This window comes from Ruegeria arenilitoris (assembly GCF_013032855.1).
GTDB classification, from domain to species: domain Bacteria; phylum Pseudomonadota; class Alphaproteobacteria; order Rhodobacterales; family Rhodobacteraceae; genus Ruegeria; species Ruegeria arenilitoris.
The window spans coordinates 842,029-858,470 of sequence record NZ_WQDA01000001.1 but is presented as its reverse complement, the minus strand read 5'-3'; the positions used below and the strand labels follow the sequence as shown (position 1 = coordinate 858,470).

Here is a 16,442-nt window from a genome sequence, read left to right as displayed (position 1 = left end):
AAACGGTGCCGGGTGGAATGTAAACTCTGTGTGTCCGGGGTGCATTTTCCAAGAAAGCACCGGAAATTCGCCTGTAGAGACGCGAATCCGGCGGTTCATGCCTGCACCTATCACCGAATAACTCGCAAAACCGGAACACATTGATTCGCAAAAGAAACGGCCCCGCTCGGGATGAGCGGGGCCGTCTGAGTGTTCAAAACTGCAAGTCTGGCTTAGTCGCCGGACTTCAGCGCTGCGCCAAGGATATCGCCCAGCGATGCACCCGAGTCGGAGGAACCGTACTGTTCCACGGCCTCTTTCTCTTCGGCGATTTCGCGCGCCTTGATCGACAGGCCCAGACGGCGGGTCTTGCTGTCCACGTTGGTGACGCGGACGTCGACCTTGTCACCGACCGAGAAACGCTCGGGGCGCTGTTCGGCACGGTCGCGGCTCAGGTCCGAACGGCGGATGAAGGACTTCATGCCTTCGTACTCCACCTCGATGCCGCCATCTTCTATCGCGGTCACTTCGACGGTGATGACCGAGCCACGCTTCACGCCGCCCACGGCTTCGGCGAACTTGTCACCGCCCAGGGCTTTGATCGACAGCGAGATCCGCTCTTTTTCGACGTCAACTTCCGAGACAACCGCCTGAACGACGTCGCCCTTGCGGTAGTTCTGGATGGCATCTTCGCCACGCTCGTCCCACGACAGGTCGGACAGGTGAACCATGCCGTCGATGTCGCCTTCCAGGCCGATGAACAGACCGAATTCGGTGATGTTCTTGACTTCGCCTTCGACCTGCGTGCCCTCGGGGTGCGTTTCTGCAAACACTTCCCACGGGTTGCGCTGGGTCTGCTTGAGGCCCAGAGACACGCGACGCTTGGCGCCGTCGATTTCCAGAACCATGACGTCGACTTCCTGGCTGGTCGAAACGATCTTGCCGGGGTGGACGTTTTTCTTGGTCCAAGACATCTCGGACACGTGCACCAGACCTTCGACACCGGGCTCCAGCTCGACGAACGCGCCGTAGTCGGTGATGTTGGTGACGCGACCCTTGTGCACCGAACCCAGCGGGTACTTGGCGCCAACCAGATCCCACGGATCTTCCTGCAGCTGCTTCATGCCCAGGCTGATGCGGTGGGTTTCCTTGTTGATCTTGATGACCTGAACCTTGATGGTCTCGCCGATCGTCAGGATCTCGGACGGGTGGTTCACGCGGCGCCATGCCATGTCGGTGACGTGCAGCAGGCCGTCAACGCCGCCCAGGTCAACGAATGCACCGTATTCGGTGATGTTCTTGACGACACCCTCGACAGTCTGACCTTCGGACAGGTTGCCGATAACTTCGGCACGCTGTTCGGCACGCGATTCTTCCAGGATGGCGCGACGCGAGACAACGATGTTGCCACGGCGGCGGTCCATTTTCAGGATCTGGAACGGCTGCTTCAGACCCATCAGCGGGCCAGCGTCGCGCACGGGGCGGACATCAACTTGGCTGCCGGGCAGGAATGCAACTGCGCCACCCAGATCGACGGTGAAACCACCTTTGACGCGGCCAAAGATAGCACCTTCGACGCGCTGGTCGTCGGCATATGCTTTTTCCAGACGGTCCCATGCCTCTTCACGGCGGGCCATCTCGCGCGAGATGACGGCTTCGCCACGGGCGTTTTCTGCGGCGCGCAGGTAGACTTCGACCTCGTCGCCAACAGCGATTTCAGGAGCTTCGCCGGGATTTGCGAATTCTTTCAGATCGACACGGCCTTCCATCTTGTAGCCTACGTCGATGATGGCCTGGCCCGCTTCGATCGCGATGACCTTGCCTTTGACAACCGAACCCTCTTCGGGGGTGTCCATTTCGAAGCTTTCGTTCAGGAGGGCTTCGAATTCCTCCATGGATGCGTTAGCCATGTGGCGTTGTTTTCCTTTACATAACGTTTTTGCTGGCCGAGCGGTTGTCTCCGCCGGTCTTGTTTCATGATGTCCTCTGGCGTGACCCGGTGCGCATCTGGCTAAACAAACACAAAGGGCCGAGGAAACCCGGCCCTGCTCAGATACGTCGTCCGGGCGTTGACCGCCCTTGTTCAGACAGCGCGCGTATAGGCGGATTCTGGGCACAGCGCAAGCAGAAAGGCCCTTGTTGCAAGCCGACGCGGGATTCCGCTTGCGTTTTCCGGGCCAGCTACTCCTCCCAAATCCGGGCATCCCTCAGCAGCATGGCCTGCTCGATCGCATTCAAACGCGCCAGTGCGTCGGCCGGGGCCTTTGCCCCACCGGCTGCCTTCCAAATCTTGAGGGCCGAGTTCGGACTCCAAGGCAAGCAGGCATTCGCAAGCCACTGACGCAACTGAGGCGGAAGGGTGTCATAGGCCTGCATCGCGGGACGTTGCCGTCTCCGGCGGTTCAGGCGGCTGCGCAGATTGCGTCTTTGATTGGTCATGGGCATCGACTGTACCAATGCGAATTTTCAGAGCGGGAACTGGACCGGACGGAATGGGTTGGGGAAACGCCCCAACTGGTATGTTATGTTATTACGTAACATACTTTTGTTGCGCAACCCCGGATTGTGGTCAAAAAGGCAGGGTTCTGCAACCCTGCCCTCAACCATTTCGAAGCTCTCAATATTAGCCGAAGCCGGGAGACCTAGAACAGTTGCAGGTCTTTCTTGCCGCTTTGAATCTCGGCCAGGTTCGGCATGTTCTGGATGACCACCGGTTCGGGCGCGGCACCCGGCATCGGAACGGTCGGCTGTGCCGCCTTGGCCATCGCAAAGGTGGGTTGCTTGAGCTCTCCGCGAATGTCGCGCAGAAGGGTTTTGTGATCCGGCATCGCTTTCAGGATCTGCGCAAGGTCCACTTTCGCGCCCTTCCACCATTGGAACCAGATGTCCTTCCGCAATGGTCGAATGCGATCACGAATTCCAGTGCCATACCCCGTGTCATAGACCTGCTTGCCCAGCAGAACCGTCTGATAGACGCGATGGTCAAACAGCGTTGCAAACTCGACATCGTGCTGCATCGGAAGGCGGTTTTTCCAAAGCTCGAGGTTTTCAGCCAGCCTGTCCGGCACCTTCATCTCGGTCCGCGCGTCGATCCAGTATTGATCATCGGTGCGATTGTTCAGCTTGTAATGCAGGCAAATGAAATCCAGCACTTCGTCATAGAGCTTGTTCATCTGACGATTGTACCTGTCCCTCAATGAGGGTTCGATATCGCGGGTCGGCAAATGCTCTGCGAACCAGCGCACAGCATGGTCGACCATATGGATCGCAGTGCTTTCAAGCGGCTCGATGAACCCACCGGCCAGCCCGATTGCAACGCAGTTCTTCACCCACGCATTGCGAACGCGCCCGATCCGCATGGGGATCACCCGCGGCGTCACGCCTTTGCCGCTGTCACCCAGCCACTCCAGATATTCGTCCGCCGCTTGATCATCCGTCCGGTGCGCGGATGAATACACGTATCCCGTACCCACACGGTTGTAGAGAGGCACGCGCCATGTCCAACCAGCGCCAAGTGCAGTCGATCGCGTGACGCTTTCGATCTTCCGCGGATTGGGGTGCTCAATCTGCAACGCCATGGCACGGTCGTTCGGCAGATAGTCCGAATAATCCATGAACGGCTCGCCCAGTGCCTGATTGATGATCAGGCCGCGGAAACCGGTGCAGTCCACGACCATTTCAATATCGTGGCGGCCTGCACGCTCAAGCATCAGATGGCTGACATTGCCCTGTTCATTTAACTCGACCGACTGCACCTCGTCGCGGATATGTTCGACGCCACGCTGCGTACAGACCCTTGTCAACATGCCTGCGAATTTTACGGCGTCCAGGTGATAGGCATAGCCAAACCGCTGCTCGAATTCGGGTTGCCCCAGAAGCCGCGCGCCCTTGCACAGCCGAGCCAGGTCATCATGTGGCGAGATGGACTGAGTGAAATCCCGGTCCCCGTTGCCAAACCGAAGGAAGTATTCGGCGGCCTCGAGTCCTTCCAGCATCTGGCCATGGGCAAATGGGTTCACATAGTCGATGCGCTTTCCCTTTGCGTCTTTGTTCCAGTTGCAGAATTTGACGCCCAGCTTGAACGACGCATTGGTTTCGCGGAAAAAGTCTCGCTCTGAAATTCCAGCCTGCCGGAGCGTGACCGGCATACGTGGCACGGTCGCTTCACCAACGCCGACCGTGGCGATGTTCGGGCTTTCGATCAGGCAGATCCGCGGACGATCCTTGGGTGCTGACGTGCGCGAAAACACCATCTCGAGTAGCAGCGCCGTCATCCAGCCGGCCGTACCGCCACCCACGATGGTGATTTTTTGCAAACGATTATTCATGTTGTTCTGTCCCTGTTGGCTGTGAGGATTATGCGGCCGCCTGCCCGTTTTTCCGGGCCTCGGTGGCGACCTCCCCTTATCGCTGAGGGAAACTATAGCAGCTTTCAGGCATCCAGCTAGGGCCAATGGCGGCATCAAGTAGGCCCAAACGGGCGCCTTTGCCAAAGCAACGCATGGTCACGACCTGCTTCCCTTGCACTGAACGGACAGCGATGACGGTTGAGCCTTCCGAGGCAGCCTCAGATGTCCTCGCCTTTCTTCAGAAGATCGTCGATCAGTTCGCGTTGCAGATCATGGCTGTCCCCACCGCCGAACTCGGCCGCACCCCCGGAATAGAGAGTGCCATAGGTCCGAGCGATATTGACGGTCTGCGCCAGGCCCGAGATCAGTTGATCCTTGTTCAGCCGTGACAGCGGGTGGATGAACACGGCCCACAAGGTTCCGTTGGCGATCGCATAGCGCGCGTCCAGCGTGCTGTCGAAATTGGCCTGCATCATGCGCTGCAAGTCTTCGGCCGAAAGCTCTGAGGTGCCGCTGATCGCAACCATCGCCCGCATCCGGTCTGCATGCACATCAGTAACAACCAGCACCGGCACATCGGAAATCGTCATGGTAAAGCCCGGACCCTGCGGCTCGGCATCGGGGTCGAGAGCAAAGATGATCTTGCCCAGTCTCTCGTAGGTCATCGGTGGCTCGGCTTCCTGTGCCAACGCATGGCCGGCCAACAAAACCCAAATCAAGGCAAATCGGATCATCCGTTCTCTCCACCATAGACGCGTTCAGCCTAAGCGGGGACTGATCAACTGGCCAAACACAGCTTGGTGAGCCGGTTTGGCAGACTCTCGGCAAGTGCGAACGATCTGCAAGGTTTTCCGTTCGCCCTGCGATTACGCGTCCGCACGCCCGCATTTATCTGTTCAACACGGGTCGGCGCGAGTGCCGGCCACAACTGAACACGAAAGGAACACACAATGAAATCTGTTGTACTCAGCGCCCTTGTCGCCGTCCTGCCGATGATCGCCGCACCGGCTTTTGCGGCGGATGAGATCAATGTTTCGAACGGGATCTCGGCCGGCGGTGCGCCGCTGGCTGCTCACGGGGTCGATCTGGTTGCGCTGGTCACCGACGGCAACCCGGTCGAAGGGTTCGCCACGCATTCGGCCACCTATGACGGCGCGTCATACTACTTCACCTCGGCCGAGAACCGCGAAGCTTTCGAGGCCAACCCCGAAGCATACCTGCCGCAGCACGGCGGCTTCTGCTCGTATGGTGTTTCCGTGGGCAAGAAGTTCGATGGCGATCCGGATCAGTACCTGCTGGCCGATGGCAAGCTGTACCTGTTTCTGAACGCGGCAACTCGCGCCAAGTTCCTCGAAGACGTGTCCGGCACCGCCAAGACCGCGGATGACCAGTGGGCGAATATCAAGTCGATTGCGGTCGGCGAACTGTAATCGGACTGTCGCCAAGCGCTGTCCGCTGTCTCACCTTGCCGCGGGCAGCTTTCCTTGAATAACCGCGATCGCCTTTTCCAGCGCGGCTTCGATGCTCAGGTTCGACGTGTCCAGAATTACGGCATCGTCGGCCGGTTTCATCGGGGCCGTGCTGCGCTCGGCGTCCCGCGCGTCGCGCTCGCGGACATCGGCCAGAACCTGCGCGCGCGTTATTTCCGCACCTTTGTCTGCCAGCTCCAGATAGCGTCGCTCAGCGCGCACTTCAGGGCTGGCGGTGACGAACAACTTCACCTCGGCCTCGGGGCAGATCACCGTGCCGATGTCCCGCCCGTCCAGCACCGCGCCGCCGGCCCGCCGGGCAAAGCTGCGCTGGAAATCGACCAGAGCTGCGCGCACCTCGGGGATCACCGCCACTTTCGACGCCGCCTGTGCGATCTCGGCGGTCCGCAGGTCGCCCTGCTCCAACTCCTCGGCCGCGAGGGACCGCGCCGCCTCGACCGGGTCGGTGCCGTCCAACGTGCGTCGGCCGACCGCGCGATAGAGCAGCCCCGTATCCAGATGCGCCAGCCCGAAATGCGCAGCCACGGCCTTGGAGATCGTGCCCTTGCCCGCAGCGGCCGGGCCGTCGATGGCGACGGTAAAGCTCATGTGCGTTCGACCTTGGCGCCAAGGCCCTTCATCAGCGGATCGAAGATCGGGAACGAGGTCGCGATGGGGCTGCCGTCATCGACCGAGACCGCCTGTTGCGCGCCCATGCCCATCACCATGAACGACATGGCGATGCGATGGTCCAGAAAGCTTTCGCAGGTGCCGCCGCCGGGAACGCCGCCAATGCCCAGCCCGTCGACCGACCACCAGTCATCGCCCTCGTCAACCGTGACGCCGTTGGCCCGCAAGCCACGCGCCATGGCGTCGATGCGGTCGCTTTCCTTGACGCGCAGTTCCTTGACGCCGCCCATCATCGTCTTACCGGTGGCGTTGGCCGCAACCACCGACAGCACCGGATATTCGTCGATCATCGAAGCCGCGCGTTCGGGCGGGACGTCGATGCCCTTCATGTCGGGCGAGTAACGCGCGCGCAGGTCGGCGACCGGCTCGCCGCCTTCCTCGCGCATGTTCTCATAGGTCAGATCGGCGCCCATCTCGCGCAGCGTCGTGAACAGGCCGGCGCGCGTGGGGTTCAGGCCGATGCCCGGCACCAGAACGTCCGATCCCGGCGTGATCAGCGCCGCGCAGACCGGGAAGGCCGCGCTGGAGGGATCTCGCGGCACGGCGATCACCTGCGGTTTCAACTCAGGCCGGCCGGTCAATGTGATGACTCGGCCTTCGTCGGTGTCCTCGACGGTGATTTCGGCGCCGAACCCGGCCAGCATTCGTTCGGAATGGTCACGGGTGGCTTCCTTCTCGATCACCACGGTCTTGCCGGGCGCGTTCAGGCCGGCCAGCAGAACGGCAGATTTCACCTGGGCCGAAGGCACAGGCACTTCGTACCAGACTGGCACCGGATCGGCCGCGCCGACGATGGTCATTGGCAGACGCCCGCCCGAACGGCCCACGGCCTGTGCCCCGAACAGCGCCAACGGATCGGTCACCCGCGCCATCGGGCGTTTGTTCAGGCTGGCATCGCCGGTGAAGGTCGCGCTGATCGGGCTGGTGGCCATCGCACCCATGATCAGGCGCACGCCCGTGCCCGAGTTGCCGCAGTCGATCACCTGATCCGGCTCGGCAAAGCCGCCCACGCCGACGCCGTGCACCGTCCATTCGCCATTCCCGTGCGAGATCACCTCGGCCCCGAAGGCGCGCATCGCCTTGGCGGTGTCCAGAACGTCTTCGCCTTCCAGCAGGCCCGAGATCCGGGTCTCGCCCACGGCCATCGCCCCAAGGATCAGAGAGCGGTGCGAAATCGACTTGTCACCCGGCACTTCGGCCGTGCCGGTCAGCGGGCCGCAGGGATGCGAGGTCATCGGGATGGGCGTGCCGTGTCCGGACATGAGGGCTCCTTTTGCGCTATCAGTGCCCCTGCCGATTAGCGAATTGGCGCCGCAGCGTCCAGCCGCAATCACCCGTTGCGTCGGAAGGTCAGGTAGTGCGGGGTGCGGCCTTCACGCAGGGCCTTCTGCTCGTAGCGGGTCGAAATCCAGTCGTCCCACGGCTTGCGCCAATCCTCGGGCCCCTCGGCCAGCCATTCGAAACCGGCGCGGGGCACCTCCTCGAGCGTCTGGCGGACATAGTCCGGGATGTCGGTCGCCACGCGGAAAATCGCGCCGGGTTTCAGCACACGTGCCAGCGGCTCCAGATGCTCGGGCGTCACGAAGCGGCGGCGGTGGTGACGCTTTTTGGGCCACGGATCGGGATAGAGCAGAAACGCGCGCGAAATGCTGGTGTCGGGCAGCACGTCGAACAGGTCGCGCACATCGCCGGGATGCACCGCCAGGTTGGTCACTTCGGCCCGGCGGATCTTGCCCAACAGCATGGCCACGCCGTTGATGAACGGCTCGGCGCCGATGATGCCGATATTGGGGTTCTGCTGTGCCTGATGCACCAGATGCTCGCCGCCGCCGAACCCGACCTCAAGCCATACCGGCTTGCCGTCAAACAGAGCGTTCAGGTCAATCGGGGTACGGTCGGGGTTGCTGTCCCAATCCACAGCGCCGGGCGACAGGGCGGCCAGGTCCTCGGACAGATAGGTCTTTTGGCTGGGCTTCAGGGTCTTGCCTTTGAAGCGGCCATAGAAGTTTCTGCGGGGGCGTTCGGGTGACTGGGTGCTCATGCCGGTGCCCTTACTGCGGCGGCGTTTGCGTTGCAAGGGGCGGGCCGCGTCCGGGGGTGCGTCCTTCGGAACGGAAAAGGCGCGCCAGATCGGACGCGCCTTGCCGTGTTTGGTTTCCCGGTGCTGGCTCAGACAGCCTTTTTCAAGGCCTCAACCAGATCGGTCCGCTCCCAGCTGAAGCCGCCGTCCGCATCCGGCACGCGCCCGAAATGCCCATAGGCCGCGGTGCGCTGATAGATCGGCCTGTTCAGTTGCAGGTGTTCGCGGATGCCGCGCGGGGTCAGGTCCATCACCTGTCCGACCGCCTTCTCGATCTCGGCGTCGGCAACCTGTCCGGTGCCGTGGGTGTCGGCGTAGATTGAAAGCGGCTTGGAAACGCCGATCGCATAGCTCAGCTGGATCGTGCAACGCTCGGCCATGCCGGCGGCCACGACGTTCTTCGCCAGATACCGCGCAGCATAGGCCGCCGACCGGTCGACCTTGGTCGGGTCCTTGCCCGAGAACGCCCCGCCGCCATGCGGAGCCGCACCGCCATATGTGTCAACGATGATCTTGCGCCCGGTCAGGCCAGCATCCCCGTCAGGGCCGCCGATGACGAACTTGCCGGTAGGGTTCACATGCCATTCCGTCTGGTCGCTCAGCCAGCCATCGGGCAGAGATTCGCGGATGTAGGGCTCGACGATCTGGCGAATATCGTCCGAGGTCAGCGCCTCATCCAGATGCTGGGTGGACAGCACGACCGAACTGACACCGACTGGCCGCCCGTCACGGTAGATCACCGACAGCTGCGATTTGGCATCGGGACCCAGAGCGGGCTCAGACCCGTTCTTGCGCACTTCCGCCAGACGGCGCAGGATGGCGTGTGCATATTGGATCGGAGCCGGCATCAGGGCTGGGGTTTCGGTGGTGGCATATCCAAACATGATGCCTTGGTCACCGGCGCCTTCATCCTTGTCAGCGGACGCATCGACCCCTTGGGCGATGTGTGCGGACTGCTCGTGCAGCAGGTTCGTCACCTCGACCGTTTCGTGGTGAAACTTGTCCTGCTCGTAACCGATGTCCTTGATGCAAGCGCGGGCAATCTCTTCGATCTTGCCCATGTAGTCGTGCAATTTTTCCTGATCCGACAGACCGACCTCGCCGCCGATGACCACCCGATCAGTGGTGGCAAAGGTTTCGCACGCGACGCGCGCTTCGGGCTCTTCGTTCAGAAAGGCATCCAGTACCGCATCTGAAATTCGGTCGCACACCTTGTCGGGATGCCCTTCGGAAACGGATTCCGAAGTGAAAATGTAGTTCTGTCGGGACATGAAAGCGCTCCATTAAGATTTCCCCGTCACGCCAGGAAGCCGTTGTGACAGGCATTCGACGGGATACGCCCGAAGAAACAGGGGGTCAATCGATAATTATGCCCTGCCAAACCGAACGTTGCGCCCAAACAGCAGCAGAAGCACCAACAATAGCCCAAGCGTCGGCCCGTCGCCGGTTCGCGCATACAGTGTCGGAGGCAATGGCGCCGGAAGGTTAGCATCCACGAAACCCGCCTGACCCAAAGGCAGGGAGGCGATTACGTTGCCATAGGGATCGACCATCGCCGAAACACCGGTATTTGCCGACCGCGCCAGCGGCAGACCCTGTTCGATGGCCCGCATCCTTGCCTGCGCCAGATGCTGGAATGGTCCTGTACGGGTCCCGAACCAGGCATCATTGGTTATCTGCAGAAGGAAATCCGGACGCTGCGGCGCCGCCGAAACATCCTGCGGAAAGATCGCCTCGTAGCAGATCAGCGGCAGCGCCAGACCCAGCTTGCCGGCGTTCAACATCGCCGCTCCGGGCCCGGCGCTGAAGCCACTTCCCGTGGCCGCGGCCATACCGTGTATTCCGAACCTGTCCATCAGATCGCCAAGGGGAACATACTCGCCGAAGGGCACCAGATGATGCTTGTCGTACAGGCCGGTCTGACGCCCCTGCTCGTCGAGGTAGATCATCGAATTGTAGATGCGCGGCCCGTCTCCGCGTTGGATACCGAGGATGACGGGTGTTCCCTGAGCGGCCTCGGCAATCGCTTCCAGATGGGGACCCGCACTGCCTAGCCACGCAGGAACCGACGTCTCGGGCCATACGATCAGGTCCGGACGCGGATCGGCGGCAGTGAATTCAATCTGTCGAGCAAAAAACAGCGGGGCAAAAGACGGGTCCCATTTCTGCTCTTGCGGCGCGTTGGGCTGGACCAGACGAACGATGTGACCGGTCTCTGCAACCCTCGGGCGGTTGCTGGCTTGAACCAGCGCCAAACCGGCAAAGATGCCAACTGCCACGACGGGCCAAAGAAACGCCTTGCCGTTGCGAGGACCGGCGACGGCAGCGCCCAACGGCAGGGCAAGCAAAAAGGTCGCGGCCCCAAGGCCATATGGACCAACCCATGCCAAGAGTTGCCCGGCCGGGGCATCCACCCAAATCTGTGCCATTCCCGCCCAAGGAAACCCGGTCAGAACGTAGCCGCGCGCCATTTCAACCAGCGACAGGGTCAGGGCCAGAACGATGACCTTCCGCGGCCCCACCTCTCGGGTTCCGCGCGCGAGCCAAAAAGCAAACGCCCAGAACAAGGCCAAGCCAGCAGCCATGAACACAAGCGCAAAAGGGGCCATCCAGGCATAACGCTCAGCGTCGATCTGAAAGGGCTCGATGATCCAGCTCAGGGCATTGGCGAAGTAACCGGTTGCGAAAGCCCAGCCCACCCATGCCGCGCGAGCGCGCGTGGCACTGGCCAGAAACAACGGCGCGACGGATGCAAGCGCAATGCAGGTGATTATCCAATAGCCATACGGCGCCAAGCCAAAGGCCGCCAACGCGCCGAGTATCGCGGCCAGTACCACGCGCAGCCAATGCGGCCACCGCAAGGCAGGATTCATGCAGCCATATCCGGCAGCATCACCCGCAGGCGCTTGATGCGCCGCGGATCCGCGTCGATAACCTCGAACTCGGGGCCTTCGGGGTGCAAAACCACCTCACCGCGAGCTGGAACCCGCCCAGAAAGCATGAAGACCAGCCCGCCCAGGGTCTCGATCTCTTCCTCGTCCACATCCTCGTGGCTGGTCAGCGACCGGCCGATTTCGGCCTCGAAGTCCTCAAGCGGCGCCTTGGCCTGAACGATATAGCACCCGGGCTTTTCTTGCACCCACAGCTGATTTTCGTCGGCGTCATGCTCATCGGCGATTTCTCCGACGACCTGTTCGATCAGATCTTCGATCGTGACAAGCCCGTCGACGCCGCCATATTCATCGATCACCAACGCCATGTGGCGACGCTCGGTCTGCATCTTGGTCAGCAAAACACCGATCGGCATCGAAGGCGGGACAAACAGCAACGGGCGGAGCATCGAGATCAGATCGAATTCCGCCGATCCACCGTTGAACCCATGCGTCAGGGCAAAATCCTTGAGGTGAACAAAGCCCAGCGGCGTGTCCAGCGTCCCCTCGTAGACCGGTATTCGGGACAGACCGCTATCCCGGAAGACCTGGGCCAGTTCCTCTTTGGTGATGGTCGAAGGCACGGACACGATGTCGGCGGAAGGAATTGCCACATCCTCGATCCGCATGCGCCGCAGATTGATCATGCCGCGCGGCTGAGGGGTCACGGCCTCATTCCCGTTCACGACGACTTCGGCGTCATCCTCGGCGGAAGAAAAAGCATCAAGAATACGAGAGAAAAGCCCGCTTTTCTCTTTGGTTTCATCGCTGCTCTGCGAGTGCGCGCTCTGCGCCGCTCCAGAACTGCCGTCAATATCGCCCATTTTCCTGTTCCAATAGATCGGGCACCAAGGCCCACATTACCCATTATATGGGTCATCAATACCCAATTTGCCAAGTATCTCGACCTCGGCACGTTCCATCAAAGTGGCGTCAAGGTCACGAATGTGATCATACCCCAGTAAATGCAACACTCCGTGAACCAGCAAATGGGTCACGTGGTCATCCATGGATTTCCCGGCCTCCTGAGCCTCGCGCCAGCAAGTGTCATACGAAATCGCGATGTCACCAAGCGCGATGTCACCCGTGAAATCCGGCTGGGGCACAAGCGGTGTGCCGCCGGGCTGATCCGCAGCAAGGTCCTCGGCGGGCCAGCTCAGCACATTCGTCGGCGCAGGCTTTTCACGAAATTCAGCGTTCAACTCGGCAATCCGGGCGCCGTCGCAGCCCAGAACGCTGACTTCGCACAAATCGGCATCCACGCCGCAATGCGCCAGCGTCGCGGCCACGGCCTTGCGCGCCAACGGCTCAATACCCTGCCAACGCGGGTCTTCGATCGTGATTTCCAAGTTCATCTCGTGACGCTCCGAGGCCGATTTGCCCAGGCCCGACGGTTCAACCCGTTTCCCGGCCCGAGTCGGCCTCATACGCCTCGATGATCGCGGCGACAAGCGGATGGCGCACCACGTCCTTGGATGTGAAGTAGTTGAAGCTGATATTCGGGATCGTCTTCAGCAGCCGCTCGGCATCCGCAAGCCCCGAAGCCACGCCGCGCGGCAGATCCACCTGCGACCGGTCGCCGGTGATCACCATCCGGCTACCCTCGCCCAAGCGCGTCAGGAACATCTTCATCTGCATCGTCGTGGCGTTCTGGGCCTCGTCCAATACAACGAAGGCATTGGCCAGTGTCCGCCCGCGCATGAACGCCAGCGGGGCGATTTCGATCCGCTTTTCCTCGATCAGCTTGGCCAGTTGCTTGCCAGGCAGAAAGTCATTCAACGCGTCGTACAGCGGCTGCATATACGGATCGACCTTGTCTTTCATGTCTCCGGGCAGGTAACCCAGCTTTTCGCCGGCTTCGACGGCTGGGCGGCTGAGGATGATTCGATCCACATGTCCGCCGATGAACATCGACACACCCACGGCCACGGCAAGGTAGGTCTTGCCCGTTCCCGCCGGGCCGATGCCAAAGGCGAGTTCGTTGTTGAACAGCGACTGCACATAAGCCTTTTGCGCGTCAGTACGGGGTTCGACCAGCTTTTTGCGGGTCTTGATTTCGACAGTTCCCCCCTTGAACATTTCAAGCTGGTCGCCATCACGCGAGCCGGTTCCGGCCTCGGAATTGCCCATCCGCAATTCGCGATCAACGTCAGCAGCTTCGACGTCGCGCCCGCCTTCCAGCCGGGTGTAGAGGGCCTGCAAAACCTCAATCGCCTGCTTCTGAAGCTCGTCTTCGCCCATGACGACCAGTTGGTTGCCGCGGCGCACGATCTGAACGGAAAGCTTCCGCTCGATCTCGGCCAGATTGCGGTCGTATTCGCCGCAAAGATCAATCAACAATCGGTTGTCAGGGAATTCAACAAACGCCTCGTTCGCGGGCATTTCATCTTGCGGTGGGGTAAGGGCACCGATGGCCAATCCGTTCTCCTGTCTTGGCGTTGTCACCCCAAGCGTAGACAACAAGAGTCGGTCGGCGCAAGCCACAGATTCAAAAATCTGAGCAACTGATCGCAAATCGGTCAGGCGGAAAGGAATTCATGGCCCGGCGTGATAAAATCTCAGACCGGATTCCGCCGGCGGGATCAGAACTTGTAGTTCAACCCGACGCGAATCCCCTGGTAGCTGGGCGTGGATTTGGTCGAGAAGCCCGAGCCAAAATCGACGACCTTCGACTGAAACTGCACATATTCGAATTCGCCGGTGACGGACCAATTGTCGTTCAACTGATGCTCGGCCCCGATGCTGGCAACGAATCCGTTGCGTCGGTCATCGCTTGCGAAAGACTGAGTGGTGCCGCCGCTGGACAGGCTGTTGGTCGTTTCGATTTCACCCTGAACGAACCCGACGGTAACGAAATACAGAACCGAACCGCTGGGGTTGGTCAGCCCGTTCTTGAACCGCAGCGACAGCACATCCGATATCTCGGAACCGCCCTGAACGGTCGTGGTGCCTATCTGCGTGGTGACACTGTCATCCAGCGAAGCGAAATCGTACCCGATCTCGAACCCGTAGACGTAATCGCGCCCGCCACGCGCAGGCAGAACACCGCGCCAACCGCCCCGTATCCCGCCGTAGGCACCGCTCAGGTCAAGTTTTCCGATAGGAAAGGTGCCCGCATTGGTGGCCAGCCCGAACTGGTCTGTTCCGCCTGATCCATACCCGGCGCTGAACCCCAGATAGAAGGCGCTGACGTCTTTGGAATAACGCTCCGGCCCCAACACGACCGGATCGGAAACGGCGCCGTCCAAATCCCCCGCATGAGTGGGAATACCTGCGCTGGCGGCCAGCAATAGGCCGGCCAGAACACGGCCCACCCCTGTTTGTCGAATACCTGCCTGACGTGTCACTCGTACCCTCCATTGCGGTGCCCGGGCGACCCGAAGCCCCACCGATGTAAAGCCCGAAGGCCACTGGAAACACGGCCCCGAGAATTCTGGCTATTCTCCGACCATAGTTCCAAGCGATAAATCAAGGGTAAATTTTGGAAACAAACGCCACGAGTATTGCGTGAGCGGTGAACCGCAGCCCTGTCACAGCACCTCGCCGGCCAGTGAATTGGCGCCCGAGGCCGTGATCCGGACGTTGCGAAGATCTCCCGCCGAAAGATCGGCTCCGGAAACGTGGACGGCATGCAGATACTCGGACTTGCCAACCATCTGTCCGGCCAGACGCCCGGGTTTCTCAAACAGAACCCGGACTGTCCGACCAACCATCGCATCCTGGATCTCGCGCTGGTGCCGGGTGATCAGAGCCTGCAAGCGTTGCAGTCGGTCGTCAGCTTCCTGCGGATCGACCTGCGGACGCTCGGCCGCGGGCGTGCCCGGCCGTGTCGAATACTTGAAGGAATACGCATAGCCATAGCGGACCTGCTCGACCAGATCCAACGTGGCCTGGAAATCCTCTTCGGTTTCTTCGGGGAAGCCCACGATGAAATCGCCCGACATCAGGATATCGGGGCGCGCTTCGCGGATCCGCTCGATCAGACGCAGATAGCTTTCGGCCGTGTGGCTGCGGTTCATCCGCTTGAGGATCTTGTCCGACCCCGACTGCACCGGCAGGTGCAGATAGGGCATCAGTTTTTCGCAGGTGCCGTGCGCCTCGATCAGGTCGTCGGTCATGTCGTTGGGATGCGAGGTGGTGAACCGGATGCGCTCCAGCCCGTCGATCTTGTTCAATTCCCAGATCAGCCCGGCCAAAGTCATGTCGCCATCGGGACCGGCCCCGTGATAGGCGTTGACGTTCTGGCCCAGTAGCGTGATCTCACGCACGCCGCGCTCGACCAGGTCCTGCGCCTCGCGCAGGATGCGGTCGGCGGGGCGGCTGACCTCGGCCCCGCGAGTATAGGGCACGACGCAGAAGGCACAGAACTTGTCACAACCTTCCTGCACGGTCAGAAACGCCGTCGGGCCGCGTTTGGCCTTGGGACGGTTCTTGAGTTTCTCGAACTTGTCCTCTTCGGGGAAATCGGTATCCAACGCCTTTTCGCCCGCACGCGCCTTGGCCTCCAACTCGGGCAGGCGGTGGTAGCTTTGCGGGCCGACGACCAGATCGACCAGCGGCTGCCGACGCATGATCTCTTCGCCCTCGGCCTGCGCCACACAACCGGCCACGCCGATCTTCAGATCGGGCTTTTCGGCCTTCAACCCCTTGAACCGGCCCAGTTCGGAATACACCTTCTCGGCCGCCTTTTCGCGGATGTGGCAGGTGTTCAGCAGGATCATGTCCGCATCTTCGGGCGACTGCGTTTCCACATAGCCCTGCCCGCCCAACGCCTCGGACATGCGTTCGCTGTCATAGACGTTCATCTGACAGCCATAGGTCTTGATATACAGCTTTTTCGGTTCGGACATGGGCTGAGCCTTTTGCGTTCGCTGGACCGGCGTCGTCTATACGCATCGAACGCCGCTTGCAATGCTGGCGCAATTACCCGAATTTGACGGATATT

General features: G+C 61.1%; 15 protein-coding genes and 1 riboswitch. Of the genes, 1 reads left to right on the top strand and 14 read right to left on the bottom strand.

Features of this window, described 5'->3' with window-relative positions:
- Positions 1 to 212: 212 nt before the first annotated feature.
- From rpsA to GOW72_RS04095, 4 genes are all read right to left on the bottom strand, one after another.
- Positions 213 to 1,889, bottom strand: a complete 1,677-nt coding sequence (gene rpsA / locus GOW72_RS04110; protein WP_170340458.1) for a 30S ribosomal protein S1 — start codon at positions 1,887 to 1,889, stop codon at positions 213 to 215.
- A 271-nt stretch (positions 1,890 to 2,160) separates the two neighbouring features.
- A complete protein-coding gene (locus GOW72_RS04105) occupies positions 2,161 to 2,418 on the bottom strand; it encodes a DUF6525 family protein (RefSeq protein WP_244952315.1) in 258 nt (85 codons plus the stop codon).
- A gap of 203 nt (positions 2,419 to 2,621) precedes the next feature.
- Positions 2,622 to 4,307: a tryptophan halogenase family protein gene (locus tag GOW72_RS04100; protein WP_170365355.1), complete on the bottom strand. Its 1,686-nt coding sequence runs from the start codon at positions 4,305 to 4,307 to the stop codon at positions 2,622 to 2,624.
- A 239-nt stretch (positions 4,308 to 4,546) separates the two neighbouring features.
- Positions 4,547 to 5,062 (bottom strand): hypothetical protein, encoded by a 516-nt coding sequence (locus GOW72_RS04095; protein ID WP_170365353.1) that lies wholly within the window; start codon positions 5,060 to 5,062, stop codon positions 4,547 to 4,549.
- Between the two features lie 216 nt (positions 5,063 to 5,278).
- Between GOW72_RS04095 and GOW72_RS04090 the strand changes: the two genes are divergently transcribed.
- Positions 5,279 to 5,758, top strand: a complete 480-nt coding sequence (locus GOW72_RS04090; RefSeq protein ID WP_170357085.1) for a YHS domain-containing (seleno)protein — start codon at positions 5,279 to 5,281, stop codon at positions 5,756 to 5,758.
- Between the two features lie 30 nt (positions 5,759 to 5,788).
- On the opposite strand, the gene cmk is transcribed toward GOW72_RS04090, so the two are convergent.
- The 10 genes from cmk to miaB form a co-directional block, all read right to left on the bottom strand.
- The gene (cmk, locus tag GOW72_RS04085; protein WP_170365351.1) at positions 5,789 to 6,406 is read right to left on the bottom strand and encodes a (d)CMP kinase; all 618 of its coding nucleotides are present in this window, start codon (positions 6,404 to 6,406) and stop codon (positions 5,789 to 5,791) included.
- Positions 6,403 to 7,749: a 3-phosphoshikimate 1-carboxyvinyltransferase gene (gene aroA / locus GOW72_RS04080; RefSeq protein WP_170365349.1), complete on the bottom strand. Its 1,347-nt coding sequence runs from the start codon at positions 7,747 to 7,749 to the stop codon at positions 6,403 to 6,405. Before aroA ends, cmk begins: the two co-directional genes overlap by 4 nt.
- A 68-nt stretch (positions 7,750 to 7,817) precedes the next feature.
- Positions 7,818 to 8,528, bottom strand: a complete 711-nt coding sequence (trmB, locus tag GOW72_RS04075; RefSeq protein ID WP_170365347.1) for a tRNA (guanosine(46)-N7)-methyltransferase TrmB — start codon at positions 8,526 to 8,528, stop codon at positions 7,818 to 7,820.
- 128 nt (positions 8,529 to 8,656) lie between these two features.
- On the bottom strand, positions 8,657 to 9,838 hold the full coding sequence (gene metK, locus GOW72_RS04070; RefSeq protein WP_170365345.1) for a methionine adenosyltransferase: 1,182 nt from the start codon (positions 9,836 to 9,838) through the stop codon (positions 8,657 to 8,659).
- Positions 9,839 to 9,843: 5 nt separating this feature from the next.
- A riboswitch (SAM-SAH riboswitch) is annotated at positions 9,844 to 9,892 on the bottom strand.
- 42 nt (positions 9,893 to 9,934) lie between these two features.
- The gene (gene lnt, locus GOW72_RS04065) at positions 9,935 to 11,440 is read right to left on the bottom strand and encodes an apolipoprotein N-acyltransferase (protein WP_170365343.1); all 1,506 of its coding nucleotides are present in this window, start codon (positions 11,438 to 11,440) and stop codon (positions 9,935 to 9,937) included.
- Positions 11,437 to 12,321 (bottom strand): hemolysin family protein, encoded by an 885-nt coding sequence (locus tag GOW72_RS04060; RefSeq protein WP_170340440.1) that lies wholly within the window; start codon positions 12,319 to 12,321, stop codon positions 11,437 to 11,439. Before GOW72_RS04060 ends, lnt begins: the two co-directional genes overlap by 4 nt.
- A gap of 36 nt (positions 12,322 to 12,357) precedes the next feature.
- Positions 12,358 to 12,852, bottom strand: coding sequence for an rRNA maturation RNase YbeY (gene ybeY / locus GOW72_RS04055; RefSeq protein ID WP_170365341.1), 495 nt, complete (start codon positions 12,850 to 12,852; stop codon positions 12,358 to 12,360).
- Positions 12,853 to 12,892: 40 nt separating this feature from the next.
- Positions 12,893 to 13,915: a PhoH family protein gene (locus tag GOW72_RS04050; protein ID WP_093964591.1), complete on the bottom strand. Its 1,023-nt coding sequence runs from the start codon at positions 13,913 to 13,915 to the stop codon at positions 12,893 to 12,895.
- Between the two features lie 164 nt (positions 13,916 to 14,079).
- Positions 14,080 to 14,844: an outer membrane beta-barrel protein gene (locus GOW72_RS04045; protein WP_170340437.1), complete on the bottom strand. Its 765-nt coding sequence runs from the start codon at positions 14,842 to 14,844 to the stop codon at positions 14,080 to 14,082.
- A gap of 183 nt (positions 14,845 to 15,027) precedes the next feature.
- Entirely contained in the window at positions 15,028 to 16,347 is a 1,320-nt protein-coding gene (gene miaB, locus GOW72_RS04040) for a tRNA (N6-isopentenyl adenosine(37)-C2)-methylthiotransferase MiaB (RefSeq protein WP_170339872.1), read from the bottom strand.
- Between the last annotated feature and the right edge of the window lie 95 nt (positions 16,348 to 16,442).

What these genes read in the sequence shown, in the direction of transcription:
- GOW72_RS04060 (WP_170340440.1), bottom strand. Translation starts at nt 12,321, where the DNA reads ATGGGCGATATTGACGGCAGTTCTGGAGCGGCGCAGAGCGCGCACTCG.
- miaB (WP_170339872.1), bottom strand. Translation starts at nt 16,347, where the DNA reads ATGTCCGAACCGAAAAAGCTGTATATCAAGACCTATGGCTGTCAGATG.
- aroA (WP_170365349.1), bottom strand. Translation starts at nt 7,749, where the DNA reads ATGTCCGGACACGGCACGCCCATCCCGATGACCTCGCATCCCTGCGGC.
- cmk (WP_170365351.1), bottom strand. Translation starts at nt 6,406, where the DNA reads ATGAGCTTTACCGTCGCCATCGACGGCCCGGCCGCTGCGGGCAAGGGC.
- metK (WP_170365345.1), bottom strand. Translation starts at nt 9,838, where the DNA reads ATGTCCCGACAGAACTACATTTTCACTTCGGAATCCGTTTCCGAAGGG.
- trmB (WP_170365347.1), bottom strand. Translation starts at nt 8,528, where the DNA reads ATGAGCACCCAGTCACCCGAACGCCCCCGCAGAAACTTCTATGGCCGC.
- rpsA (WP_170340458.1), bottom strand. Translation starts at nt 1,889, where the DNA reads ATGGCTAACGCATCCATGGAGGAATTCGAAGCCCTCCTGAACGAAAGC.
- GOW72_RS04090 (WP_170357085.1), top strand. Translation starts at nt 5,279, where the DNA reads ATGAAATCTGTTGTACTCAGCGCCCTTGTCGCCGTCCTGCCGATGATC.
- lnt (WP_170365343.1), bottom strand. Translation starts at nt 11,440, where the DNA reads ATGAATCCTGCCTTGCGGTGGCCGCATTGGCTGCGCGTGGTACTGGCC.
- GOW72_RS04105 (WP_244952315.1), bottom strand. Translation starts at nt 2,418, where the DNA reads ATGACCAATCAAAGACGCAATCTGCGCAGCCGCCTGAACCGCCGGAGA.
- GOW72_RS04100 (WP_170365355.1), bottom strand. Translation starts at nt 4,307, where the DNA reads ATGAATAATCGTTTGCAAAAAATCACCATCGTGGGTGGCGGTACGGCC.
- GOW72_RS04095 (WP_170365353.1), bottom strand. Translation starts at nt 5,062, where the DNA reads ATGATCCGATTTGCCTTGATTTGGGTTTTGTTGGCCGGCCATGCGTTG.
- ybeY (WP_170365341.1), bottom strand. Translation starts at nt 12,852, where the DNA reads ATGAACTTGGAAATCACGATCGAAGACCCGCGTTGGCAGGGTATTGAG.